Source organism: Paenibacillus glacialis (genome assembly GCF_001637205.1).
GTDB lineage: Bacteria > Bacillota > Bacilli > Paenibacillales > Paenibacillaceae > Paenibacillus_AQ > Paenibacillus_AQ glacialis.
Map to the genome: position 1 here is coordinate 1 of NZ_LVJH01000022.1, position 25,815 is coordinate 25,815.

General features: G+C 43.2%; 25 protein-coding genes and 8 tRNA genes. 29 read left to right on the forward strand and 4 right to left on the reverse strand.

Features of this window, described 5'->3' with window-relative positions; genetic code table 11:
* Positions 1 to 250 precede the first annotated feature (250 nt).
* The 26 genes from PGLA_RS12680 to trxB all read left to right on the forward strand — a co-directional run bounded on the left by PGLA_RS12680 (position 251) and on the right by trxB (position 19,126).
* Positions 251 to 342, forward strand: a tRNA-Ser gene (locus tag PGLA_RS12680).
* A 37-nt stretch (positions 343 to 379) separates the two neighbouring features.
* A tRNA-Met gene (locus PGLA_RS12685) sits at positions 380 to 456 on the forward strand.
* Between the two features lie 17 nt (positions 457 to 473).
* Positions 474 to 549: transfer RNA gene (locus PGLA_RS12690), tRNA-Val, on the forward strand.
* 29 nt (positions 550 to 578) lie between these two features.
* Positions 579 to 654 (forward strand) — tRNA-Thr (locus PGLA_RS12695).
* Between the two features lie 17 nt (positions 655 to 671).
* Positions 672 to 749: transfer RNA gene (locus tag PGLA_RS12700), tRNA-Asp, on the forward strand.
* Between the two features lie 28 nt (positions 750 to 777).
* Positions 778 to 850, forward strand: a tRNA-Phe gene (locus PGLA_RS12705).
* A 12-nt stretch (positions 851 to 862) separates the two neighbouring features.
* Positions 863 to 947: transfer RNA gene (locus PGLA_RS12710), tRNA-Tyr, on the forward strand.
* Positions 948 to 954: 7 nt separating this feature from the next.
* Positions 955 to 1,027: transfer RNA gene (locus tag PGLA_RS12715), tRNA-Lys, on the forward strand.
* A 223-nt stretch (positions 1,028 to 1,250) separates the two neighbouring features.
* Complete coding sequence (locus tag PGLA_RS12720) at positions 1,251 to 2,357, forward strand: PucR family transcriptional regulator (RefSeq protein WP_245699856.1); 1,107 nt, start codon at positions 1,251 to 1,253, stop codon at positions 2,355 to 2,357.
* Positions 2,358 to 2,459: 102 nt separating this feature from the next.
* Complete coding sequence (locus PGLA_RS12725) at positions 2,460 to 3,584, forward strand: ABC transporter ATP-binding protein (RefSeq protein WP_068533256.1); 1,125 nt, start codon at positions 2,460 to 2,462, stop codon at positions 3,582 to 3,584.
* Between the two features lie 294 nt (positions 3,585 to 3,878).
* Positions 3,879 to 4,817 (forward strand): HPr(Ser) kinase/phosphatase, encoded by a 939-nt coding sequence (hprK, locus tag PGLA_RS12730; RefSeq protein ID WP_068533258.1) that lies wholly within the window; start codon positions 3,879 to 3,881, stop codon positions 4,815 to 4,817.
* A 10-nt stretch (positions 4,818 to 4,827) separates the two neighbouring features.
* Entirely contained in the window at positions 4,828 to 5,859 is a 1,032-nt protein-coding gene (gene lgt, locus PGLA_RS12735) for a prolipoprotein diacylglyceryl transferase (protein WP_068533259.1), read from the forward strand.
* A gap of 8 nt (positions 5,860 to 5,867) precedes the next feature.
* The gene (ppaX, locus tag PGLA_RS12740) at positions 5,868 to 6,509 is read left to right on the forward strand and encodes a pyrophosphatase PpaX (RefSeq protein WP_068533261.1); all 642 of its coding nucleotides are present in this window, start codon (positions 5,868 to 5,870) and stop codon (positions 6,507 to 6,509) included.
* A 6-nt stretch (positions 6,510 to 6,515) separates the two neighbouring features.
* A complete protein-coding gene (locus PGLA_RS12745; RefSeq protein ID WP_068533263.1) occupies positions 6,516 to 7,040 on the forward strand; it encodes an acyltransferase in 525 nt (174 codons plus the stop codon).
* Positions 7,041 to 7,599: 559 nt separating this feature from the next.
* Complete coding sequence (locus tag PGLA_RS12750; RefSeq protein ID WP_068533264.1) at positions 7,600 to 8,793, forward strand: ATP phosphoribosyltransferase regulatory subunit; 1,194 nt, start codon at positions 7,600 to 7,602, stop codon at positions 8,791 to 8,793.
* 32 nt (positions 8,794 to 8,825) lie between these two features.
* Positions 8,826 to 9,473, forward strand: a complete 648-nt coding sequence (hisG, locus tag PGLA_RS12755; protein WP_068533265.1) for an ATP phosphoribosyltransferase — start codon at positions 8,826 to 8,828, stop codon at positions 9,471 to 9,473.
* 64 nt (positions 9,474 to 9,537) lie between these two features.
* Positions 9,538 to 10,839 carry a histidinol dehydrogenase gene (gene hisD / locus PGLA_RS12760; RefSeq protein WP_068533536.1) on the forward strand — a complete coding sequence of 434 codons (1,302 nt, stop codon included), beginning with the start codon at positions 9,538 to 9,540 and terminating at the stop codon, positions 10,837 to 10,839.
* On the forward strand, positions 10,829 to 11,437 hold the full coding sequence (hisB, locus tag PGLA_RS12765) for an imidazoleglycerol-phosphate dehydratase HisB (protein ID WP_068533266.1): 609 nt from the start codon (positions 10,829 to 10,831) through the stop codon (positions 11,435 to 11,437). The genes hisD and hisB overlap by 11 nt, the downstream gene beginning before the upstream one ends.
* Before the next feature lie 2 nt (positions 11,438 to 11,439).
* Positions 11,440 to 12,075: an imidazole glycerol phosphate synthase subunit HisH gene (gene hisH / locus PGLA_RS12770; protein ID WP_068533267.1), complete on the forward strand. Its 636-nt coding sequence runs from the start codon at positions 11,440 to 11,442 to the stop codon at positions 12,073 to 12,075.
* A 65-nt stretch (positions 12,076 to 12,140) separates the two neighbouring features.
* Positions 12,141 to 12,881: a 1-(5-phosphoribosyl)-5-[(5-phosphoribosylamino)methylideneamino]imidazole-4-carboxamide isomerase gene (gene hisA, locus PGLA_RS12775; RefSeq protein ID WP_068533273.1), complete on the forward strand. Its 741-nt coding sequence runs from the start codon at positions 12,141 to 12,143 to the stop codon at positions 12,879 to 12,881.
* 85 nt (positions 12,882 to 12,966) lie between these two features.
* Positions 12,967 to 13,725, forward strand: coding sequence for an imidazole glycerol phosphate synthase subunit HisF (gene hisF / locus PGLA_RS12780; protein ID WP_068533275.1), 759 nt, complete (start codon positions 12,967 to 12,969; stop codon positions 13,723 to 13,725).
* Positions 13,722 to 14,417: a bifunctional phosphoribosyl-AMP cyclohydrolase/phosphoribosyl-ATP diphosphatase HisIE gene (gene hisIE / locus PGLA_RS12785; RefSeq protein WP_068533276.1), complete on the forward strand. Its 696-nt coding sequence runs from the start codon at positions 13,722 to 13,724 to the stop codon at positions 14,415 to 14,417. The genes hisF and hisIE overlap by 4 nt, the downstream gene beginning before the upstream one ends.
* 15 nt (positions 14,418 to 14,432) lie before the next feature.
* Positions 14,433 to 15,257, forward strand: a complete 825-nt coding sequence (hisJ, locus tag PGLA_RS12790) for a histidinol-phosphatase HisJ (protein ID WP_068533279.1) — start codon at positions 14,433 to 14,435, stop codon at positions 15,255 to 15,257.
* A 71-nt stretch (positions 15,258 to 15,328) separates the two neighbouring features.
* A complete protein-coding gene (locus PGLA_RS12795) occupies positions 15,329 to 16,276 on the forward strand; it encodes a ribose-phosphate diphosphokinase (RefSeq protein ID WP_068533281.1) in 948 nt (315 codons plus the stop codon).
* A gap of 137 nt (positions 16,277 to 16,413) precedes the next feature.
* Entirely contained in the window at positions 16,414 to 18,126 is a 1,713-nt protein-coding gene (locus tag PGLA_RS12800; RefSeq protein ID WP_068533283.1) for a tetratricopeptide repeat protein, read from the forward strand.
* 46 nt (positions 18,127 to 18,172) lie between these two features.
* Positions 18,173 to 19,126, forward strand: a complete 954-nt coding sequence (gene trxB / locus PGLA_RS12805; RefSeq protein WP_068533285.1) for a thioredoxin-disulfide reductase — start codon at positions 18,173 to 18,175, stop codon at positions 19,124 to 19,126.
* A gap of 65 nt (positions 19,127 to 19,191) precedes the next feature.
* Here the strand turns inward: trxB and PGLA_RS12810 are convergent, their stop codons facing one another.
* Genes PGLA_RS12810 through PGLA_RS12825 form a run of 4 tightly spaced genes read right to left on the reverse strand, consistent with a single transcriptional unit; the run spans position 19,192 to position 22,572 of the window.
* Positions 19,192 to 19,794 (reverse strand): response regulator transcription factor, encoded by a 603-nt coding sequence (locus tag PGLA_RS12810; protein WP_068533287.1) that lies wholly within the window; start codon positions 19,792 to 19,794, stop codon positions 19,192 to 19,194.
* Positions 19,791 to 20,906, reverse strand: a complete 1,116-nt coding sequence (locus tag PGLA_RS12815) for a sensor histidine kinase (protein WP_068533538.1) — start codon at positions 20,904 to 20,906, stop codon at positions 19,791 to 19,793. Before PGLA_RS12815 ends, PGLA_RS12810 begins: the two co-directional genes overlap by 4 nt.
* 8 nt (positions 20,907 to 20,914) lie before the next feature.
* Positions 20,915 to 21,652 (reverse strand): ABC transporter permease, encoded by a 738-nt coding sequence (locus PGLA_RS12820; RefSeq protein WP_068533540.1) that lies wholly within the window; start codon positions 21,650 to 21,652, stop codon positions 20,915 to 20,917.
* On the reverse strand, positions 21,652 to 22,572 hold the full coding sequence (locus PGLA_RS12825) for an ABC transporter ATP-binding protein (RefSeq protein ID WP_068533289.1): 921 nt from the start codon (positions 22,570 to 22,572) through the stop codon (positions 21,652 to 21,654). The genes PGLA_RS12820 and PGLA_RS12825 overlap by 1 nt, the downstream gene beginning before the upstream one ends.
* Before the next feature lie 313 nt (positions 22,573 to 22,885).
* On the opposite strand from PGLA_RS12825, the gene PGLA_RS12830 reads away from it, so the two are divergent.
* The 3 genes from PGLA_RS12830 to PGLA_RS12840 all read left to right on the forward strand — a co-directional run bounded on the left by PGLA_RS12830 (position 22,886) and on the right by PGLA_RS12840 (position 25,815).
* On the forward strand, positions 22,886 to 23,836 hold the full coding sequence (locus PGLA_RS12830) for an ROK family glucokinase (RefSeq protein ID WP_068533290.1): 951 nt from the start codon (positions 22,886 to 22,888) through the stop codon (positions 23,834 to 23,836).
* A gap of 66 nt (positions 23,837 to 23,902) precedes the next feature.
* Positions 23,903 to 24,814: an RNase adapter RapZ gene (rapZ, locus tag PGLA_RS12835; RefSeq protein WP_068533293.1), complete on the forward strand. Its 912-nt coding sequence runs from the start codon at positions 23,903 to 23,905 to the stop codon at positions 24,812 to 24,814.
* A gap of 14 nt (positions 24,815 to 24,828) precedes the next feature.
* Entirely contained in the window at positions 24,829 to 25,815 is a 987-nt protein-coding gene (locus PGLA_RS12840; RefSeq protein WP_068533294.1) for a gluconeogenesis factor YvcK family protein, read from the forward strand.

Below are 25,815 nucleotides of genomic sequence, written 5' to 3' on the forward strand. Positions count from 1 at the left end.
TGGGACGGAGGAAGGGTCAGAAGTGTATACGAGAAAGGTAGATAGGTTGGAGGTGGAAGTGCAGCAATGCATGGAGCTGACCAATACTAATCGGTCGAGGGCTTATCCTACAAGTTTTACGAAGTAAAATTACTTCGTAAGCATATGCTTATTCTGGAGTTTAGGCTTCAGAAGCAAATGTAAGTTTCTGAACTGCAAATTCATTCGTATCTAGTTTTCAGGGATTCAATCTCTGATTCATGAATAATCTGGAGAGATACCCAAGTGGCTATAAGGGGACCCTCTGCTAAGGGGTTAGACTGTGTAAACGGTGCGTGGGTTCGAATCCCACTCTCTCCGCCATTGATTTTTTCATGAATATGTAAATATTGTTTATCGTGGCGGTGTAGCTCAGCTGGCTAGAGCGTACGGTTCATACCCGTGAGGTCGGGGGTTCGATCCCCTTCGCCGCTACCATACATATTACATTCCCAGGAGGCTTAGCTCAGCTGGGAGAGCATCTGCCTTACAAGCAGAGGGTCGGGGGTTCGATCCCCTCAGCCTCCACCATTTTTATTGGTTTTAGATTTAATACACTTGCCGTTGTAGCTCAACTGGTAGAGCAACTGACTTGTAATCAGTAGGTTGGGGGTTCAAGTCCTCTCGACGGCACCATTTTTACTAAAAAGTGTGGAACCGTGGTGTAGTTGGCCTAACATGCCTGCCTGTCACGCAGGAGATCGCGGGTTCGAATCCCGTCGGTTCCGCCATTTTTTTATTAAAAATACAACAACATGTGGCTCGGTAGCTCAGTCGGTAGAGCAAAGGACTGAAAATCCTTGTGTCGGCGGTTCGATTCCGTTCCGAGCCACCTTTTTATTACGGAGGATTAGTGAAGTGGCTAAACACGGCAGACTGTAAATCTGCTCTCTACGAGTTCGGTGGTTCGAATCCATCATCCTCCACCATTAGTACGAGCCATTAGCTCAGCCGGTAGAGCACCTGACTTTTAATCAGGGTGTCGAAGGTTCGAATCCTTCATGGCTCATCAGTAGCAATATCAAAAAAGTCATCAACCTTTAGAGGTCGATGACTTTTTTTGTTTAAATATAAGAAAGTATAAGTTTTACTTGATACTCTATTCCTTATATTTCCGCTGAAACGGGTGCCGTCCTTGGAGAAGGACGGCGCAGCCGTTTCTACTTGATTCTTCTTTTTAGTCCGAATATGTTACTATATGAAGAAAAAGGTAAAGTGGTAGGTGAAAGCCGATGATGGAGATGGAGACATTACGTCTGAAGTTGCAACAAATTGTAGGTATTCCTCTCACAATTAAAGAACTCAGCAAAATGGATTCTAGCTCTTTTTTCAATTATAAGAATAGTACGCTCATGGATTCTGTTGTGAATGAGGGCGAAGTATGGTTCCCTTTGTATAGTAGAGAGGGTAGAATGTCTGTTTTAGCTGGTGAATTAAATGCATTAAGTCTAGAAGAAGTTCAATTTATGGAACTCATCCTGAGCAATGTACGGGTGCAGATGCAACAATCTTTATCTCCTCAAGCTGAGGAAGAGAGAGTGGCTAGAAATTTAAGCTCATGGATTCAATCAGAATTAGAGTCAGGGAGATTAGAAAGTTACATTCCGGATAATATCTCGTTAAAGAAGCGTATGGTGTCAGGTATGGTGCCTTTATTGCTGACATGCGAAGGAATTCATTTGCCTGATATTCCATATTTTCAATTAAAGAGATTGTTAGTCAGTTACTTTGATGGTGACGTAATACTGATTCCACTGAAGGATCACGAGTGGTTAATTTTGGCGCATAAAGAATTGTTGTCGGGATCTACGGATGATAAAGATGAAGAGTTAGAGGAAACAGAAGAAGAGATTTTATCCGCGTTCTCGCTAGGGTTATATGAATTGATTGCTAGTGAATGGGTTGGAGTGTTCCACTTGTCTGTTGCACCTTCATTAGATCCGATGAACACGTTACCAGGTGCAGTTGCGATGCTGAGGGAGACGATTGTTCTAGGTAAAACCTTTCATATTACAGAGCACATTCATCTCCCTTGGGACTTAGTGCTGGAACGCCTCGTCAGTAGTATTCCAGATAATCAAGGGGGGCGATTTCTAGAGCAGGTAGGAGATCATTCCGTGCTGTTTACTGATCCAGAGACGCTATCGACTTTAGAGACTTTTTTTCAGCTAGATTGTAATGTGAGTGAGACAGCAAAGAGAATGTACATCCATCGCAATACACTTCTCTATCGATTAGACAAGATTAAGAATGAGACTGGGCTTGATGTTCGGAGCTTTGGAGATGCCGTATTAGTTAAACTTACAATGCTATTGTATAAAGTGACGAAAAGGAAATAGGTTTTTTGTGCAGTTTGTGGATAGTAAGTGTTGATGATGTTCGGTAATATAAGACTATCAAATGTATTCGATTTCAATAATACCACTTAGGGGGAAATTATAATGGCTGGAGTACGCTTAGAGAATATTTCGAAGAAATACGCAGGTGCCGATAAAGCAACAGTAGAAGCTATTAACCTTGATATTGCTGATAAAGAGTTTTTGGTTCTAGTTGGACCATCTGGTTGTGGTAAATCTACAACACTTCGTATGATCGCTGGTCTGGAAGAAATTACGGATGGTAAGCTTTATATCGGAGATCGTGTTGTAAATGATGTAGCTCCTAAAGATCGTGATATCGCGATGGTATTCCAATCTTACGCCTTGTATCCTCATATGAGTGTGTATCAAAATATGGCATTCGGTTTGAAACTTCGTAAAGTGAAGAAAGAAGAGATCGACAAAAAAGTTCGTGATGCAGCTAAAATTCTAGATATTACACACTTGCTTGATCGTAAGCCTAAAGCACTTTCTGGTGGACAACGTCAACGTGTAGCTCTAGGACGCGCAATCGTACGTGATCCACAAGTCTTCTTGATGGATGAGCCTCTTTCCAACTTGGATGCTAAACTTCGTGGTCAAATGCGCGCTGAAATCACTAAACTGGTTAAACGCCTTGAAACTACTTGTATCTATGTAACGCATGACCAAACAGAAGCAATGACGATGGGTGATCGTATCGTAGTTATGTACGATGGTATTATTCAACAAGCAGCTTCACCAGAAGAGCTTTACAATAGCCCAAGTAACCTTTTCGTTGCAGGATTTATCGGATCTCCTACAATGAACTTTATCAAGGGTACATTGAGTGAATCAAATGGTTCTGTACGCTTCCGCGCTGATGGCTTGGATGTTGAAGTTCCAGGTGGTAAAGCTCAAGTCTTGAAGAACAAAGGTATGATTGGTAAAGAAGTAATTATGGGTGTTCGTCCTGAAGATATTCATGAAGAGCCTGTATTCTTGGAAGCATCACCAAATACAATCTTCTCGGCAACTGTTGATGTTACTGAGAACCTTGGACATGAAATGTTGCTTTACTTGAGTGGCTTGGGTAAAGATACAGTTATCGCTCGTGTAGACGGACGTTCTACGACTCGTGAAGGTGGAACAGTTCGCTTAGCTGTTGATATGAACAAAGTTCATATCTTCGATATTGAGTCCGAACTTAATGTTCTAATCGAAAAGTAAGAAATAGCATTATTGAATACGGAGACCGCCCTTAGGGGCGGCTTTTTTATTGTTTATTTCGCTTGTTGAAATGATCGCTTACAAGGCAACGATTGCATTCGGTAACGATTTCATTTACGATGAATACATCGCAAAAAGGTCATATATCTTGGAAATTAGTCTTAAAATAATAGATAGATAGAATGAACTAAAGACGAACCCTCATAATCATAATCGGACTAGCATCTATGGAGTTTGGTGAGTGTAAACTTTAGTTCAATCTATGCAGATCGTTGGATGAAGGGATGATGTGTCTTGGGTAAGAATGTTAAAGTTTCTGAATTAGTGCAACAATTTCAGTTGGAAGTCATTGCTGGTGAACAAGGTCTCAAACGTACCATAACCGTCGACGACTTAAACCGACCTGGATTAGAAATGGCAGGCTATTTTGAATATCATCCTAAAGATCGTGTTCAATTGCTTGGCAAAACGGAGTTAGCTTTCTTTGAAATGTTAACGGCAGAAGAAAAAATAGATCGTATGCGTCGAATCTGTTCAGATGTGACTCCATGTTTCGTGGTCACCCGATCGCTGGAAGTCCCACAAGAGTTAATTGATCTTAGTAATGAGAAGGATCTACCCGTGTTACGTAGTAATATGTCCACAACGACGCTATCCAGTAAAATCACAGGGTTTCTGGAGAGAAGGCTAGCACCTACAACTACGATTCATGGTGTGTTGTGTGATGTATATGGTGTAGGAATGCTGATTACAGGGACTAGTGGTATTGGTAAGAGTGAGACCGCCTTGGAATTGGTCAAAAGAGGACACCGTTTGGTAGCAGATGATGCGGTGGAAATTCGTCAAACATCGGATAGCCAGCTTCATGGTTCTGCTCCAGAACTCATTAGACATTTACTGGAGATTCGTGGTGTGGGTATCATTAACGCCATGACGTTGTTTGGTGCAGGTGCGGTTCGTAACCATAAACGAATTACGCTAGTCGTTAGGTTGGAAGCTTGGCAGCAGGATAAACAATATGATCGTCTTGGATTAGATGAAGAGACAACCCGAATTATCGATACAGATGTTCCGTTGGTGACGATTCCAGTTCGTCCGGGACGTAACCTTGCAGTTATCATTGAAGTGGCTGCAATGAACTATCGATTGAAAAAAATGGGGCTGAACGCAGCGCTTCAATTCACGAATAAATTAACGGCAACAATAGCAGAAGATATGGACGATATGGATTAGGAGTGATTCAATGGCCACGTTATTACTGGATCCGATTGCAATTTCGATTGGATCTCTAAAAGTTCACTGGTATGGATTGATTCTAGGGTTGGGTGCTTTAGTGGGCCTAATGCTTGCTATTAGAGAAGGAAAGAGATTTGGGATCTTCTCAGAATTCTTTATGGATCTTTTATTAATCGGAGTTCCTTCGGCTATTATTGGAGCACGGATATATTATGTTGCTTTCAAATGGGAGGATTATAAGGATAATCTTTGGGATGTGTTCAAAATATGGAATGGAGGTATTGCCATTTATGGCGCTTTAATAGGGGCGATCATATTTGCTTTCTTCTATACCCGTTACAAAGGATATAAATTTTGGAGAATCGTTGATATATGTGCTCCTGGACTCATCATCGGGCAAATTATTGGACGATGGGGAAATTTCGTTAACCAAGAAGCTTATGGTGGTCCAGTGGAACAATCTTTTTTACAGAATAATTTGCATTTGCCGGACTTCATTGTTAACCAGATGAATGTTCAAGGGGTATTCCATCATCCTACATTCTTGTATGAATCCCTTTGGAATCTAGTAGGTCTTGGGATATTATTGGTTCTGCGTCGGCAGAAATTTTTGCGATCTGCAGAGTTATTCCTTTCTTATCTCATATGGTATTCGATTGGAAGGTTCTTTATTGAAGGCCTACGTACGGATAGTTTAGCTTTCCAAGGTCCGGAATGGCTGGGCTCCTTTATCAGTGGTCTTTGGAGTCCTATGAAAGCGATGGGATTTGACTATGGTAATCTAGATGTTGACTACGGAAATGTAAGAATATCACAGTTGCTACCGATCTTGATTCTTATCGGTGCAATTGCATATATTATCTATCGCCGTGTAACAGGTAAAGCAGAAGAGCGTTACCTAGATCCAATCGTTTCAACGAGAGTAAGTGTGGATACCATGCCAGAAGCACTAGCTACTCATAAAGAAACGAAAAAGGTAATTCCCTCCGTACCCGTTGTGAATGAGGAAGAGTTACCAACCGAGAGCAAAAAGGAGTAACGAACAGCATGATTGACACGATATTGTTTGATTTAGATGGAACGATTATAGATACGAATGAGCTTATTATTAAGTCTTTTATACATGTGTTAGAGGACCATACGCAAGCGCCGTTTACGAGGGAGCAGATTATTCCTAAGATGGGTTTGACATTGGAGCAACAAATGCAAATCTTCTCTGGTGTTGAAGATGTTACTCATTTCGTTCAGGCATATAGAACCTATAATGATGTCGTTCATGATGAAATGGTTCAGCCATTTCCTCAGGTGTTAGAAGTCATTGAGGCACTACATCATAAGGGAATTGCTATGGGTGTAGTCACTACGAAGAATCGTCCGGGTACTTTGAAGGTGCTGGAGATGTTCGGGTTGATGAAATACATGAAGTCCATCGTAACTGTGATTGATGTAGAATATCCTAAACCACATCCTGAGCCTGTTCTTAAAGCACTGAAAGAACTGGGATCTGATCCTCGTAAGACGTTAATGGTTGGAGATAGCCCTGTAGACATTCAGGCCGCTAATGCTGCTGGTGTATGGTCTGCAGGTGTGTCTTGGTCTCTAAAAGGTGAAGAAGTACTCAGGGAGTATAATCCGAACTATATATTGCACTCGATGAATGATTTATATCCTCTGGTAGAACAGGAGTAAGATGAAGTGAGAAAGGTAACCCGATATCCAGTGGAAGGTCCGAATTCGCTTTGGCAGATATATAGAACGGTCAGTCCCTGGAAAGGGGTCAAAAATTTCATCTGTATACAAGTTGCCCGTTACTGTCCTATTCTTCATGTGAAGAACTGGATTTACCGTCATATGTTAGGGATGAAAGTAGGAAAGCATACCGCCTTCGGTCTGATGGTGATGGTAGACGTTTTTTTTCCAGAGAATATATCTGTGGGAGATAATACAGTGATTGGATATAACACTACGATCTTGGCGCATGAGTACTTGATCAAGGAATACCGCCTAGGTCATGTTATTATTGGTGCGAATGTGATGGTGGGAGCAAACACCACTATTTTGCCAGGAGTGACGATCGGAGATGGAGCTATGATAGCGGCTGGTTCTGTTGTACATAAAGATGTGCCAGCTTACGCCTTTGTAGGTGGTAATCCATTACGTGAATTGAAGTCTTCGAAATCGAGTGATGATGATATGGAACATACACCAAGCCCAAAGTGAATGACTTTGGGCTTTTTTGAAATATAAGAAAGTATAAGTTTCACCAAATACTCTATTCCTTATATTTCCGCAGAAACGGATACCCGATACCCACCCTTAAGGGGAGGGGTAGCTGTTTATGCTTGGTACCGATAATAACGATCATATTTTATTCAAGGCAAGCACAATACATTTATATTATGTAATGAGTACTATTATTGGAAGGGCACTTAGACAGCGATATTTTATTGAAAAGGGGAAGTTACTTTAAGTTCATAAAATGTGCGCCTTCCTCAGTTGGGCGATAATACAGTTTTGTTTCAAAAAAATATCGTTGTCAGGGTATTTCTAGGAAAATATCCCAAGCTCTTTATCACAAAAAGGCAAAAAGCATGATATACAAGGTAAAGAACAAAATAATACTTTGCATATGGTAAGGAGAAACTAACCCATTGACGATAAGGATTTATTCATGTTAAAATAGCAGAAATTCTTTATCTTGGTAGTATGGTAGATCATTAACGCGCTAAAGCGTTTGGGAATGATAAATGATAGTACTCTCTAAGTCGAGGTGAATATAGTGTCAAAGCCAAAAGGGTTTGAAAAACCGACAGGTGTTCGGGATTATCTTCCGTACGCAGTAAAAAAATTACGTAAGATCGAACGCAATGTATTGGAGTGTATGGATCGTTGGGGATATCAGCAGATCATGACACCAACCATGGAATATTACGATACGGTAGGCGTGGCGAGTTCCACATCAGACCAGAAACTGTTTAAATTACTCAATAATCGAGGTACTACTTTGGTGCTTCGTTCGGATATGACGGCTCCAATTGCTCGGGTTGTGTCTTCTCTTCTGAAGGAAGAGTCGTTGCCAATTCGTTTATCTTATCATGCTAACGTATTCCGTACGATTGAAGAGGAAGCGGGTAGAGAGGCAGAGTTCTTCCAGACGGGTGTTGAATTAGTAGGCGATGATTCAGCAGAAGCAGATGCAGAAGTGGTAGCACTTGCGATTGAATCGTTGAAATCAGCAGGGGTGTCCTCTTTTAAAATCGCTATGGGTCACGTTGGGTTCCTCCATGGATTGTTCGAAGAAATTGTTCCCGGTAGGGATGATGATCAGGAGTCATTGAAGGAAGGTCTCTTACGCCGCGACTATGTCGGATTCCGTAATACCATTCGTCAGCTTGATTTAACTGAAGCACAGGGTAGCGTTCTCGATGGTATTGTAAGATTACGTGGAGGCAAAGAGATTTGTGAGCAAGCGTTGAAGTTAAGTTCTAATCGACAAGCTAGAGCATCCATTGATCATTTATGTAAGGTATGGGCAGTACTTGAGGCATATGGTGTGTCAGAACATGTACTGATCGATCTTACGATGATTGGCGATTTCTCATATTATACAGGTATGACTTTCGAGGGTTATGCGTCAGAGCTAGGGTTTCCGGTGTGTAATGGGGGGCGCTACGATAATCTATTACAACAATTCGGGCGAGCTATTCCTGCGACGGGCTTTGCACTCAAGACGAATCGGATTCTAGATGGTGTACATGGTATAGAAGAGGCAGAAGAGAAGCGAGTATTAGTCCAGTATGATGCGGATCGACGACAAGAGGGGCTTGCAGAAGCTGCTAAACTTCGGAGTGAGGGATATATCGTAATCACCGAGTTAGTCGGTTGTAGTGAGTCATCAGTACCATCAGAAGAGCTTATAAATAATGAAGTAACAGGATATAACGATGTGTTCACTTTCACAACAAAGAAATGATACATATCAAAGGATAAGGAGGGGATGAGCACGTGGGAGAAACGTTAAAAGTGGCTATGCCAAAGGGACGTATCTATGCGAAGGCAGCAGCCTTATTTCGTCAAGCTGGGCTAGCTATACCACTAGAAGTGGATGATTCACGTAAATTGGTAGTTCCACTACCGGAGATGGGAATGGAGTTTATTCTAGCCAAACCAGTAGATGTGCCTACGTATGTAGAGTATGGGGTCGCTGACATTGGTATCGTAGGTAAGGATGTTCTTCTTGAAGAGAATAGAGATGTGTATGAACTCCTTGATCTCGGAATTGCACGATGTCGGATGTCCATCATTGGACTGCCTAATTGGCAACCAGGTATACAGCAGCGAGTCGCTACGAAGTATCCTAATGTTGCATCCCAATATTTCCGTGAGCAGGGACAACAAGTAGAAGTCATTAAGTTGAATGGATCGATTGAGTTGGCACCCCTGATCGGATTAGCTGATCGAATTGTCGATATGGTGGAAACGGGTCAGACGCTGAAGGATAACGGGCTTGTGGAAATGCTGAGTATTTTTGAAATATCGAGTCGTCTGATTGCAAATCGTGTGAGCTACAGAATGAAGAACACTCAGATTCAAGAATTATGTGATCTTCTCCAAAAGGTGATTCCCGTACCAGAAATAAAGATAAAGAAATAAAGATAACGATTCACGACGAGTGAAGAGTAAGTAAAGTACGCGTAGTGGGAAGGAACGGATGACGATGAAAATTGTACCGATTCAGGAGTTTGATTTGAAACGTGAAGTAGATTACGGTACGCCGGAGCAGAATGCGACTGTCAAACAAATTGTACGTGATATCAAAGTCGAAGGCGATGCTGCACTCTTACGTTATACCGAGAAATATGATCGGACGGCGCTTTCTTCCGAACAGCTTCGTGTGACACCTGAAGAGTTGAAGGCGGCATACGAACGTGTAGAACCCTCTTTTGTTAAAGCTATTACAGCTGCAGCATCGAATATCCGATCATTCCATATGAGACAAAAGAGAAACTCTTGGATGGATATGCAACCCGATGGTAGCATACTAGGGCAAATCATTCGTCCGCTCAAACGTGTTGGTGTCTATGTTCCAGGTGGTAAGGCAGCATACCCATCGTCTGTTCTTATGAATGTAATTCCTGCCCAAGTGGCTGGTGTACCTGAGATCGTCATGGTCACGCCACCAGGGACGAATGGGAAAGAGGGAATTGATCCTTATATCCTTGTCGCAGCCGCTGAAGCGGGTGTGAATGAAATTTACCGTGTAGGTGGAGCGCAAGCGATTGCGGCCTTGGCTTATGGAACGGAAAGTATCGCACCAGTTGATAAAATATGTGGACCAGGAAATATATATGTAGCACTAGCGAAACGTGAAGTGTACGGAGCTGTTGATATAGACAGCATCGCTGGACCGAGTGAGATCGTCGTATTGGCCGACGAGAGTGCTGACCCGGCTTATGTTGCCGCAGACCTGTTATCACAGGCAGAGCACGACGAGATGGCCTCAGCCATTCTCGTGACACCATCCCAAGCGTTCGCCGAGGCGACTTCAGTCGAAGTGGCAAGACAGTTAGCCTTGTTACCACGTCGAGATATTGCGGGTGCTTCGATTGAAAATTATGGTGCCATCATTGTGGTGGAATCTATCGAAGAAGGAATATCCGTTGTGAATCGATTAGCGCCTGAACATTTGGAGATTGTGGTAGAGGATCCGATGTCTTACGTAGGTAGCATAGAGAATGCAGGGGCTATCTTTCTAGGTCCGTATAGCTCCGAGCCGGTAGGTGACTACTTTGCGGGACCTAATCATATTATTCCGACGAATGGTACAGCTAGATTCTCTTCCCCCGTAGATGTCGATGATTTCATTAAGAAGTCGAGTATGATTTATTATAGCAAGGAAGCATTGTTACAGAACGGCGCAATGATTATGGAGCTCGCGCGTCATGAAGGATTAGAAGGTCATGCTCGAGCGATTGAGGTTCGGCTTGAAAAGGAAGGTAGGGTTAATAATGGACAATAATGTTAATGAGAACTTACGTACGGCAAGTGTTAGTCGAGCAACGAATGAGACGAATATCTCACTTTCTTTCGGAGTAGACGGTACTGGGGTTTCTGAGATGGAGACAGATGTTCCTTTCTTGAATCATATGTTGGATTTATTCACGAAGCACGGACAATTTGATCTCAAGGTAAAGGCTACGGGTGATATTGAGATTGACGATCACCACACGGTTGAGGACATCGGGATTTGCTTAGGGCAGACGATACGGGAAGCGTTAGGAGATAAACGTGGAATCAAACGATATGCTAGTGTCTTCGTACCGATGGATGAGGCTTTGGCACAAGTCATTATTGATGTAAGCAATCGCCCTCATTTCGAATATCGCGCAGAGTATCCATCTTCACAGGTGGGGAGTTTCTCGACAGAGTTAGTCCATGAATTTCTCTGGAAGCTCGCGCTGGAAGCTCGCATCACGTTACACGTGATTGTTCATTACGGACAGAACACGCATCATATGATTGAGGCTGTATTTAAAGCGCTGGGACGTGCGTTAGACGAAGCGACGAGTATTGATCCACGTGTGACGGGTGTACCTTCCACGAAGGGAGTGCTGTAGGCGTGGCAATTGCGATTGTGGACTATGGCATGGGGAACCTGCACAGCGTGAGTAAGGCTGTTGAGCGTCTCGGGTATGAGACGCTCATCAGTAGCGATGAAAGCGAGATTCTAGCCGCAGACGGTGTGATTTTGCCTGGCGTTGGCGCCTTCGGCGATGCTATGGAGCATCTTCGACTGAGCTCGCTCGATACGACAGTACAGAAGGTGGCAGCAGGCAAGCAACCGTTGCTCGGTATCTGCCTGGGTATGCAACTACTGTTCAGTAGTAGTGAAGAGCACGGTACTCATGAGGGGCTGGGTATTTTACCTGGCTCAGTGGTACGATTCACAGGTGGCGATTACAAAGTGCCACATATGGGATGGAATAAACTTCAGTATCGTGCAGAGGAAGGTCCGCTATTTGCTGGGCTTGTAGAAGGTTATGTATACTTCGTACATTCCTATCATGTTCTTCCAGAAGTGAAGACGGATGTTCTGGCTACGACTGACTATGGAACTGATGTAACAGCGATTGTGGGACGTGATTCTGTCTTCGGTATGCAGTTCCACCCTGAGAAGAGCGGGGAACTTGGCATGAACCTGTTGCAGAATTTCCTTAAGCTTACAGGTGATCCTGTGAAAGAAATCCGTGTTTAGAGATCAATGACGATTATAAATGCTTCATAAAATATAGGTTGAGAAGAAAGTGAGGCTACATAAAGATGTCTTCTTTTATCATCTATCCAGCTATTGATATACGTGATGGGAAATGTGTAAGACTTGTGCAAGGGGATTATAATCAGGAAACGATCTATAATGATAGTCCTTTAAAAGTAGCAAAGGCTTGGGAAGAGCAAGGCGGAACCTATATACATCTCGTGGATCTGGACGGAGCTAAGGCAGGCCATCCCGTGAATGATGCTATAATTGGTGCTATAGCTAAGGGAGCGAATGTACCTGTACAGGTAGGCGGCGGTTTGCGTACGTTAGATGATGTGAAAAGATTACTTGCACTTGGGGTAAGCCGTGTCATTATCGGAACGGCAGCGATAGAAGATCGTCCCTTTACTGAAGCGGTCTTAGGTACATTTGGAGATAAAGTAGCGATCGGTATTGATGCAAGGAACGGCTATGTTGCGACTAGGGGTTGGCTTGAGACATCTGAAGTTAAAGCAGAAGTATTGGCTAAGGAGCTTGCATCCAAGGGAGCAGAGACATTTATCTTTACAGATATTTCTCGAGATGGAATGATGCAAGGACCGAATGTGGAAGCTATTCGTGCTTTAGCTGTGAGTAGTGGTCGTACTGTTATTGCTTCAGGAGGCGTTACTGTCTTAGATGATCTTCTTAGTCTTAGTGCGTATCACCATGAAGGTATAGGTGGAGCAATCGTAGGCAAAGCGTTGTACACAGGAAGTGTCGATCTGGAGACGGCTGTACAAGCGATTAAGAAACAGGGCTAGAAGGAATGAGTGTGGGATGTAAGCCTACGCTCATTTTTTCACACTAGGGTATATCATGAACTTAAAGATAGAGGGGAAGAGAAATATGCTAGCTAAACGTATCATTCCGTGTCTGGATGTGAAGGATGGTCGGGTGGTAAAGGGCGTTAACTTTGTCAATCTACGTGATGCGGGGGATCCGGTGGAATTGGCGGCGCTTTATGATAGAGAAGGCGCAGACGAACTCGTTTTCTTAGATATTTCAGCTTCTGTAGAAGGTCGTGCAACGATGATCGAAGTCGTTAGGCAGACCGCAGGTGAAATCACCATTCCATTCACGGTAGGTGGAGGAATCTCGCATGTAGATGATATGAAAAGAATTCTACGTGCCGGTGCGGACAAGATTGGCATTAATACGGCAGCGGTGCTTAACCCACAGTTAATATCTGAAGGTGCACGTCGCTTCGGTTCTCAGTGTATCGTTGTAGCGGTGGATGCTAAGTATAATCAGGCTTGGGGAGAATGGGAAGTCTATACACATGGCGGACGTACGCCATCGGGTATTCGCGCTTTGCAATGGGTCAAAGAAGCAGAATCTTTAGGGGCGGGTGAGATTCTACTCACCAGTATGGATGCGGATGGTACAAAAGATGGATTCGACCTTCCGCTTACTTCGGCTGTATCTGGACTTGTGGGTATTCCTGTCATTGCCTCAGGTGGAGCGGGAACCTCAGAACATTTCCATGACGTATTTACAAGTGGTAAGGCTGACGCGGGGCTAGCAGCAACTATTTTTCATTATAAAGAAATGACGATCCAAGATTTGAAAATGGACTTAAAGCAAAAAGGAGTGGAAATTCGATGAGTAACAAGCTGAATCAAGAGGAAACATTGGAAGAATTACAGAATAAAATTCGGTGGGATGAAGCGGGACTCGTGCCTGCTATCGTTCAAGATATCACAACCAAAGATGTGTTAATGATGGCTTATATGAATAAGGAATCCCTTAAACTTTCAATAGAAAGTGGAGAAACTTGGTTCTGGAGCCGTTCCAGAAATGAATTATGGCATAAAGGTGCAACGTCTAGTAACACACAACGAATTGGCTCACTAAGCTACGATTGCGATGGAGATACGTTGTTGCTTCAGGTTCAACCTCAAGGCCCAGCTTGTCACACAGGGGAGCAGACGTGCTTCTTTAACGATGTTCCATTGGAGAAGAATGAAGACCTTACCTCAACAAGCTATCAAGATGGCGGACGTTTTGCTGTGTTAGCGGAGTTGGAACAGATTATTTCGGCTCGTGAGAAAGAACGCCCAGAGGGTGCATATACCACTTACTTGTTTGAAAAAGGTGTCGATAAGATCCTTAAAAAAGTGGGCGAAGAAGCCTCTGAGACGATCATTGCTGCTAAGAATAAAGATAATGCTGAGTTACGTCTTGAAATAAGTGATCTTATCTATCATTTACTAGTGTTGTTAGAAGAACGTAAGCTACCGTTAGATGAAATTATGGCTGAGCTTAGTCTGCGCAGCGAGCGCCCTAGACGCGATTAAAGGAGGATACGTTCCATGCTGATCGATTACCATACGCACCATGTCCGTTGTGGGCATGCGATCGGAGAACTGGAGGAATACGTTCTTAGAGGGATTGAGATGGGGTTATCCCAGCTCGGTCTATCGGATCATATGCCTCTTCTTCATGTTGATCCTGCTACGTATTATCCAGAGATGGCGATGCCTATGGACGAACTTCCTCGATATGTTGAGGAGTGTCTTGCTCTAAAGGAGCGCTATAAGGGTCAGATTGATGTTCGCGTAGGGCTAGAAGGTGATTTCATTGAAGGATATGAAGCAGAGATTGAACATATAGTTACATCATACCCTTGGGATTATGTTATAGGTTCCGTACATTTCCTTGGAGAGTGGGATATAAGCGATTATCGCCAGACGCATAACTGGGAGGGTAAGGATATTCTCGCTGTTTATGAACAGTATTATGATGTGGTTAAGAAGGCGACAGCAACGGGATTCTATGACATTATGGGGCATGTTGATGTGATTAAGCGATTTGGCTACAGACCGGCACCAGAGGTTTCGCGTGAGGTGGAAGCATTAGAGAATTCAGCACTAGCGGCCGTACGCAAAAGTGGGATGGTGATGGAGCTCAATGCCTCGGGTTTATCCAAAGCTTGCGCTGAGATGTTTCCCAGTAAACGAATGGTGAGTGAAGCCTTTAAGTTAGGAATTCCGGTCACGATAGGTTCCGATGCACATGATCCGTTAAAACTTGGAGAACATTTAGATAAAGCACGGGTCCTACTCTGGGAAGTTGGTTATCGGGAAATATCAGTGTTTAAGCAGCGGAACAGAACGGAGGTTCCTTTTGAAATATAGCAGAATTCTGTATAATGCAATTACATATGGATTAATTCAAGTCTTTACAGTTTTGAAATCAGGAGGATGCTATGCAACACAAGATGCGTATTTTTACCGGTTCGTCGAATCCGAAGCTTGCGGAGGATATTTGTAGTAAGCTGGGCGAGGAATTGGGAGATGTTACACTTTCGCGCTTTAAAAGCGGTGAAATCTATGTTAACTACGAGGAAAGTATACGTAATTGTGATGTATTCATAGTGCAGTCGCTCTCACATCCGATAAATGAGATGTTTGTAGAACTGCTTGTCATGATAGATGCAGCCAAGAGAGCTTCAGCTCGTACGGTTAATATTATCATTCCTTATTATGGATATGCACGTCAGGAACGGAAATCAGCTCCACGTGAACCGATATCCGCCAAAATGGTAGCCGATGTTCTAACGACTGTTGGTGCTAACCGAGTGATTACAATGGATTTACATGCTCCTGCAATTCAAGGGTTTTTCAATATACCTGTGGATCACTTAACTGCACTTGATCTTATTAGTGAGTATTTGAAATCTAAGAATATCAGTAACCCAGTTATTGTATCTCCGGATGCTGGACGTGCTTCAATGGCAGAGAAACTGGCGAATCATCTCGATTCTCCATTCGCTATTATGATAAAAAAGAGACCTTCTCATAATGAGTCCGTGATCACTCACGTGATAGGTGATGTTGCGGGTAGAACACCGATTATTATAGAAGATATCATAGATACAGGAACAACCATTGTTAATGTGGTGGAAGGATTGAAGGAGCGTGGAGCAGAAGAGGTGTATGTCTGTGCTACACATGGTCTCTTCTCAGGGTCTGCCCTAGAACGATTGAATCATCCCCATATTAAAGAAGTCGTGGTGACGGACTCCATCGTACTTCCTAATGATCATGTCGGACGTGTTAAAGTGCTATCGGTGGCTCCAATGCTTGCTCAGGCGACACGTATTATTACAGAAGGCGGATCGATCGCGACATTGTTTAAAGACTCCGGCATGTAAGCCATGCGGTGTCTTTTTTTATAAGCTTCACTTGATGAACAACAAGAAGAACCTCCCTACTTAAAAGGACTCATGAACTTATGGTATACTAGGATGTGGGTTACAGGATTGTAGGATAAAGGAGGTACCTTGCTTCAATGAATGATGAAAAACTACGGGCTGAGGCCCTACACAATAAAGTAATACCTGTCCATTTCGATGCCAATTTCTTCTTCGAAAGGGCTGTTCAATCGTTAGAGCGCAACCATTATGCTAAGGCATTGAAATATTTCAGTAAAGCAGTAGAGTATGAACCAGAAAATCCGGTGAATCATTGTAACATGGCTGGCATTATGTCAGAGATGGGGGACTATGAGGGTTCCAACTCTGTTCTTGTCGATATTATTAAGCATATTGATCCAGCTATGACGGAATGTTATTTCTACATGGCTAACAACTTTGCCAATATGGAGAATTTCGAAGAAGCTGAGAAAGCACTCGTCACATATCTGGAAGAGGATTCTGAAGGTCAGTTTCTACACGAAGCAGAAGAAATGATGGAGCTTCTTATGCATGAGTTAGACCGTCCAGCTAAATTAAAACGGATTAAAAGTCGTCAAGGAATGATCGAGCATGAGCAGGCCCGCGCTCTTCTAGAACAGGGTAAATTCGCTCAAGCCGTAGAGCTACTTGAAGAAATTGTAGAGAACTATGCGGATTTCCTTGCGGCACGTAATAATTTAGCGCTTGCTTATTATTATGTGGGTCTGTTTGGCAAAGCGAAGGAAACGATCCATGAGGTATTGGAACAAGACCCTGGTAATTTACACGGGTTATGTAACCTGGCTATCTTTTATCAACACGAGAATGATGTAAGTCAGTTGCTTCCGTTGTTACAACTCCTTACGATTACGGTTCCCTTTCATCAGGAGCATTTGTTTAAACTCGCTACTACGATGGGGATCTTAGGTCAACATGAGTTAGCGTATCAACATTTTCGTCGGTTACTAAAGGACGAAGAACTGAGTGATGACCCGAGTGTGTATCACTACACGGCTACAGCCGCTTTCAACTGTGGAAGATTTATTGATGCAGAGCGATATTGGAGATTTGCGTCAAAGCTTGATCCAGATTCTGATGTTTCGAGGTTTTATTTATCTCAGCTTGCGCAATTCCGTGAGGGGACCACGGAGCAACCTAAGATCAACTACCATTATCATCTTCCCTTTGAAGAACAGCTAAAGGCGTGGGAGCATAACGGTGAAGGGATAACGGATGAGGTTAAACATAATCCGTTGGTTCGATCATCCTTTTTCTGGGCGCTTCGTCATGGGGATCATGCTACCAAGCTTCAAGTCATTCAATCTTTCGCGTGGATTGCTGATGAAGAAGTGAAGCGGGTTCTACAAGCGTTCTTACGAGATCCGAAAGAAGATTTACAGCTTAAAGAGGCGGCCGTATTAGTACTAGAAGGACTAGGGATAGAGAACCCTTTAATGGATTCTCCTGAACAAGAAGAGATTGAATCTGAAACGTTAGTAGCTAGTGAGCTTTCTAACGATTTGGATCAACCTTCTCGCACAGTTGTGAACAAGACATTACAAATGATGGATCAATCGTGTGATTTGGATCAACAGCATGATATACAAAACCTATGGACTGAGTTTTTGCATAAAAGTTATCCTAATACGCCTGAGTTAGGGCATACAGAAGCCTGGTCAGCAGCGCTTGAATATTGGGCTATCAAAATGGTAGGCCTTCCGACGACCTATCAGGAAGTAGCTAGACGTTATGGTCTTTCTCCATCTACAGTCAGTCGATATGCACGACGTATGGACAGTGTATGTCATATGAAGGATAGAAATGGTTAATATAGAGTTATAGGCATGGGATATAACAAATTGGGAGGTCAAACGAATGTATAAATCGATTGTTATTGGAACAGGTCCAGCAGGATTGACGGCAGCAATTTATCTAGCACGTGCGAACATGAAACCACTGGTTATTGAAGGTATGCAACCGGGTGGTCAGTTAACGACTACTACCGAAATCGAGAATTTCCCAGGGTTCCCTGAAGGAATTATGGGACCTGAATTGATGGATAATATGCGTAAGCAAGCTGAGCGTTTCGGAGCTGAATTTAAAACGGGTTGGGTAGAGACGGTTGATTTCTCAGCACGACCTTTTAAGGTTAATGTGGATGGAATGGGAGAATTACTGGCTGAGACGGTTATCATTTCCACAGGTGCTTCTGCGAAGTATATAGGCATTCCAGGTGAACAAGAGAACATTGGACGTGGTGTTAGCACATGTGCAACATGTGACGGATTCTTTTTCCGTGGGAAGAAGATCATCGTGGTTGGAGGTGGCGATTCAGCAATGGAAGAAGCTAACTTCTTGACGCGTTTCGGTTCTAGCGTAACACTAGTACATCGTCGTGAAGAGATGCGTGCTTCCAAGATCATGCAAGATCGTGCGCGCGAGAATGAGAAGGTCCTATGGGCTTTGAATCGTACGCCTCTGGAAGTGGTTACAGAAGGTATGGGTCTTAAAGGTCTAAAAGTTCGCAACAATGAGACCAATGAGGAAGAATTGATTGAAGCGGATGGCATGTTCGTAGCGATCGGACATACGCCGAACACGGCTTTCTTGGACAAGCAAATCACGACGGATGATGTAGGATATATCGTCGTGAAGCCAGGTACGACAGAAACAAACATTCCGGGTGTGTTCGCATGTGGAGATGTGCAGGACACTCGTTATCGTCAAGCTATTTCAGCAGCAGGTTCAGGATGTATGGCTGCGATGGATGCTGAGAAATTCATTGAAGGTAACATGGTTCATGACTGGAGCCAGACTTTAGGAGAGTAGTACTAAATTGCTTTGATTCATATTAAGAACCTGACGGAATATTCCGTCAGGTTCTTTTATGTACCCTACAACCATCCCTTGTCCTCTGCCACCCGAATACCCTCAATGCGGTTCTTAGCATCTAGTTTATTCAAGGCTTCGGAGATATAGTTGCGTACCGTTCCATAGGAAAGGTGGAGCATCGCTGATATTTCATTGGCTGACTTCCCCTGGGCAGACAGAGATAGAATCTCACGTTCACGAGCATTAAGTGGATTCTCTTCCTTTAATGTCCCGAATATCAATTCAGGGGAAATCTCTCGATGCCCCTTCATAACACGTCGAATGGACTCCGCAAGTTGTTCAGTTGGTCCATCTTTTAATAGATATCCTTGAACATTTGCCTTTACGGCACGCTCGAAATAACCAGGACGAGCGAAGGTAGTTAGAATGATGATTCTAGTGATGGAACCTAGTTCAATCAATTGTTCAGCGACATCTAGACCGGTCTTGACGGGCATCTCGATGTCCAGCAAACAGACATCTGGTTGAAGAGAAGCGATGAGTGACAGGGCTTCTTGCCCGTCGCAAGCTTGACCGACCACTTCAATATCATCTTCCAAATCTAATAGTAAAGCTAATGCACCGCGTAACATACGTTGATCTTCGGCAATAAGGATTCGTATCATGCAGTCTCCTCCTTAATGATAATAGGTATATTTATAGTGTAGGTGGTGCCTTCCCCTGAAGATACTGCTAAAGAACCTTCGATTAAAGAAAGACGTTCGTTCATACCCTTCAATCCATTTCCATCATGATGATCTTCTTTGAGTCCTATACCATCATCACGAACGATGAGTGTGACTTCTGAATTCTTCTGTTCAAGAGTAACATTACAATTCTTTGCTCGACTATGCTTTATAATATTTGTAATGGCTTCTCGGAGGCATAGACTGAGAATGTTTTGAGTTAGATCAGGTATACCGACAAGCTTAGCATCTCCTTCGAAATGAGAGGTAATATCGGCACTCTGTAAAATGACCTGTACCTCTAACATTTCTTCAGCGATCGTAACCGCACGCATATCCGATACAAGTTCGCGAACCTGTCGCAGAGCTGCCCGCGAAGTACGCTCGATCTCTTTGGCTTCAAGTTGTGCCCGCGCTGGATCTTTGGTAATGAGCCGGTCCACGATCTGGCTCTTCAAGGTAATCAAAGACAATGTGTGCCCTAAAGTGTCATGCAGATCCCTAGCAATACGCATCCGTTCTTCTCGTTTAACGAGTTGCTTAATATGTTCATTGGCTTCATCAAGCTTCAACTCCAGCTGTTGGTGTCTATTCATAGAACGTATTCCAAAAGGAGACATGAGCATAATGATTAAAAACGGGAGAAAAAACAAGTATTGCTTAGGTGCAATGCTATTTAAATTCAATATAATCGGTAGCGATACAATAATGGCTAGTGAACCTAAAGATACTTTGAATTTAAAAGAGTTCGTGTAATAGCCTATGAAGTTAGCGGTGAAGAAACCCATGAAAAAGTTATAAGGGTTATAAAAGTAACTGAGAATAAAAATGATAACCATCTGTGTGGCAAGCCAATATGAAAAGCTTCCTTCTTCTGAAGCGAAATAAAGCTGCCTATAGGAGATTGCGAATACTCCGATCATTAAATAGCCTAAGACCAATTTCAACCCTTGTTCTTGTGCGGTATTAATGATAGGTAAGAAGAGGTATATTAACCAAACATAAGGAAAGAATCCTAACTTTTCAGGGAAAAGCTGAAATTTTTCGCGCATAACGAGCTTCACACCACTTCCTGTTTTTTACGGATATAAGTTGATAATACCACGAAGAAAACAAGATATCCTGACAGAATAAGTATATTATCCCAACTAGGGGCATTCCCTTGGATAAGCTCCCAAGCACCATTTCCAAAGTTATAGGAAGGAAGCCATTTACTAACCAGTTGTAATCCTTTGGGGAAGGAATCAAGTGGGAACCACATTGCGCCGAGAACAGCTAATACCATATAGATCGCATTACTAACGCCACTTGCGGTGTCCACCTTTTTCATGGTTCCGACTAATGTACCTAATGCTAGAAATGGTGCGCACCCTATTAATATCCACAGTCCACTGAGAATCCACTGCGACGCAGTCAAGGACACGCCATTGATAAGATACCCAGCAGTAAAAATAATGATAATAGAAAATAAGTGCATGACCGATTGCCCGAACATCTTACCAAAGAAATAAACACCTTCGGGAAGTGGCGTAATTCGCATGTACGTGGACCAACCATGAACTCGCTCCTGCACGATACGAATACCAAGCGTCATGATTGACGAACCCATTACACTAAATGTAGTCATGGACATCAAATAATGAGCTTGCCAAAGTCCTTTATCATCGGGGTTGGTATTCACAATTCGAGTAAAGATATAATAAAATATGATAGGTAATATCAAGGACCAGAATACATAATAAGGATTACGAAAAATTCTTCTTAACTCCGCTTTACACTGCATGGTTATCACGTTCATCATGATATTGCCGCTCCTTTGGTATCCATTTCAGGATGTGTTGTTAATTGTTCAAAAGCATCGTCTAGGCGACCGTGCTCGACTCGGATATCCCTAACCGCCAACTTATGTTCAAAGATAGATGCTAATATGCCGTCTGTATCTTCAGTAACGGTATAAATACGCCCTTCTTTCTCATAAACATCATGAACATTCGGTAATGTAAGCAGAAAGCTACATAAATCAGGATCATCCGATTTGAAGGATATAGAGGATACAGTAAGTTTAGATTTGATATCGTCAGGTGTTCCATCAGCAATGATGACCCCTTGATCAAATAAAATGACGCGATCTGCATAGTCTTCAGCTTCGGGTAGGTAATGCGTAGTAAATAGAATGGTCTTCCCCTGTTGGGTCAGTGAACGAACTTGCTCCCAGAACACACGACGAGCGGTAACATCTAACCCTACGGTGGGTTCATCTAAGAAAATCAGATCAGGATTGCCAGCAAGAGCGAGTGCGAAACCAAGTCTTCGCTTCTGACCGCCGGATAACTTATTTGCATATCGATTGAGATCTTCCTTTTGTAGACCGGTAAGTGGGATCAGTTGATCGATATCAAGAGGCCGAGGATAGTAGCTACGAATTAAATTAATAAGTTCATGTACCTTCAACGCATCCATGACGCTAACCTCTTGGAGCATAGCACCGATTCTTTGTCGTACTTCTATATCCCTAGGGTCTTTACCCATCACTTGCACTGTACCTTGGGTTGGCTTAATCAGACCTAGCAACATGGATATCACCGTTGTCTTTCCTGCTCCATTAGGACCAAGAATGGCAACGATGGAACCTTTATCAATCGAAAAGGAGATATTGTCCACAGCTTTCTTATTTTTAAACTGCTTGGTTATATTCTTCATTTCCACAATCGTGTCCATACATTAATACCTCCATTAGCGTTGACTGAATTTCTCTTAAGTTCATCATAAGAAATATGCCGCGTTCTTGTTAGTTAAGACTGTCACCTTATGCAGATGACAATTGTCATGAATATCCAACACTTGTGCAATTAATCACAAAAGGGTGCAATAACTCAACATAATATCCTCTGAATTTGCTATATAATGAAGCTTTAATTCTATCGAATGGCTTTGGGATAGAGTCTAGCTTCTCTTGACCAGAATGAGGGCATCACTTATAGTGGGTACGTAGGCTCAAAACTATTTTAGATTGAAAAAAGGTGGCTGGAACATGTCTGAAAGTATCTATGTTGGTGTGGATTTAGGTGGAACGGCGATTAAAGTTGGGATTTGTGATCAGGAGGGCAAGCTTCTTCTAACGCATGAAGGACCCACGGAGGCTGCAAAAGGCGTTGAAGCGGTAATTGACAATATTGTGCAATATGTGCGTGACATTGTTGAGAAATCACCATATAGCTGGGACCAGCTAGTGGGTGTAGGAGCAGGAGTTGCCGGCTTTACGAATGTCCGTGAAGGGATTATTATTCAAGCACCCAACTTAGGTTTTTCGGATGTTCCGATGCGTGCGCTTTTAGAGGAACGTTTAGGCAAGCCTGTGAAAATAGATAACGATGCTAATGTGGCTGCTTTGGGCGAAGCTTGGAGTGGTGCGGGACGTGGATTAGAAAATTGTGTCTGCTATACACTTGGAACAGGTGTAGGCGGGGGCGTTATTTTAGATGGAAAGATTTATCAGGGTTCAGGAGGAATGGCAGGAGAGGTTGGTCATATTACGGTTGTGCCTGATTTGGAAGCTATCCAATGCGGATGTGGCAAAAAAGGTTGTCTAGAAACCGTATCTTCTGCAACAGGTATCATTCGTATGGCGAAGGATGCTGTTGAACGTGGAGATCGCACAACGCTCTCAACGGTAGAAGTGATGAACGCGAAGGAAGTGTTCGACGCAGCCAAAGCTGGCGATGAAGTGGCATTACGTATCGTAAATCGTGCAGCATTTTATTTGGGTAAATCGATGGCAGCAGTAGCTGCTGTATTGAATCCTGAAGTGTTTATTGTTGGTGGTGGTGTTGCATATGCAGGCGATATTCTCTTTAATGAGGTTCGTGAGGTATTTGCCAAATTCACGCCAGAACCGCTACAACGGGGCGTGTCAATTCTACCAGCTATATTAGGAAACAAAGCGGGAATCGTTGGGGCTGCCGGTCTGCATCTTCGTTCATAGAATTCTTCTTGTTTGAATATACCCGTCAAAAGCATGTGGGACTCATTGACAAGGGAGTGGAAGCTGATGCAGGAAACTGAAAATGAAAATATAACGTCGGCCATGGCCAATTTGATTATTATTACAGGGATGTCAGGCGCGGGGAAAACACTTGCTGTACAAAGCTTAGAGGATCTTGGATTCTTCTGCGTGGATAATCTACCGCCAGTATTGATCCCTAAGTTTGGAGAACTTATAGAACAGTCGAACGGTAAGATCGCTAAGATTGCCTTGGTTATTGACCTAAGAGGACGCGAATTCTTTACGGCCTTATCAGAATCTTTATTATACATTAAAGAGCATTTCACGATGCGTTGCGAGATTCTATTCCTTGATGCAACAGATTCCGTTCTAGTACAAAGATATAAAGAGAGTCGTAGACGTCATCCGTTGGCTCCAGAAGGGATGCCACTTGATGGCATTCGATTGGAGCGTAAGTTGTTGGAGGAACTTAAAGATTCCGCAACCCAGTTGATCGATACAAGTAATACGAAGCCAGGGCAATTGAAAGAGACAATCATTTCTCGATTCTCTCATATCGAGCCTAATACCTTGTCTGTCAACATTACATCTTTTGGGTTTAAATACGGTATTCCAATTGATGCAGATCTGGTGTTTGATGTAAGGTTCTTGCCGAATCCCCATTACGTGGATCATTTACGTCCACGAACGGGGCAAGATAGCGAAGTCTATGAATATGTGTTGAAATGGGCTGAAACCCAATTATTCTTAACTAAATTGATGGATATGCTCCATTTCTTAATTCCGCAGTATTATAAAGAAGGTAAGAGCCAGGTCATTATCGCCATCGGATGTACAGGGGGCAAGCATCGTTCAGTTGCAATTGCTGAGTACCTCGGTAAGATGCTGGGTGTAAGTAAGACGGAGAACGTTTCCGTTAGCCACCGAGACTCTGATCGAGATCGTGACCGGCATTAATGAGGTGAAGAGTGATGAAAGTGGCAGAAGAAAATAGATCGCGTCCGCGAATTGTTGTAATGGGTGGAGGAACGGGATTATCGGTCATGCTTCGGGGATTGAAAGAAAAGCCGCTTGACATCACAGCCATTGTCACTGTAGCTGATGATGGGGGAAGTTCGGGCATTCTGCGTAGTGAGATGCAGATGCCTCCACCTGGAGATATTCGTAACGTATTGACTGCGCTCGCAGATGTAGAGCCGCTACTTTCGGAAATGTTAAGTTATCGTTTTAGCAGTGGTACAGGACTTGCTGGTCATAGTCTTGGGAACTTAATATTAGCAGGAATGACCGATATCACGGGAGACTTTGTGACCGCTGTACGGGAGTTAAGTAAGGTATTTGCTGTTCGTGGGCAGGTATTGCCTGCAGCAGGAGTTGCCGTAACCCTTCGGGCAGAAATGGAAGACGGAAGTATCGTCATTGGAGAATCCAAAATACCGGAACACGGGGGAAGAATTAAGCGTATTTTTCTCGACCCGGCTCACGTGGAGCCGTTGCCAGAAGCTGTTGAAGCGATTCGACAAGCGGACGCAATCCTGATTGGGCCCGGTAGTTTGTATACAAGTATTCTTCCTAATTTACTCGTTCCAAAGCTTGCTGAAGCTGTGTGTGCTTCAAAAGCGATTAAGATTTTTGTATGTAATGTGATGACGCAACCTGGTGAGACAGATAATTATACGGTAAGTGACCATCTAAATGCGATCTACGATCATATTGGTACACAACTATTTGATTATGTCATTGTAAATAGTGGTGATATTCCGACTGAAGTTCAAGATAGATATGCCGAAAAAGGAGCTAGACCCGTTCAAGTGGACTGGGATGAAGTGACAGGCCAAGGTTATCAGGTCATAGCCGATACACTGGTCCTATTCCGGACATATCTACGACATGATGCTGAAAAGCTCAGTCAACATATTTACCAGCTCGTGCAAAATTGGATTTTACGAGAGAGGTGA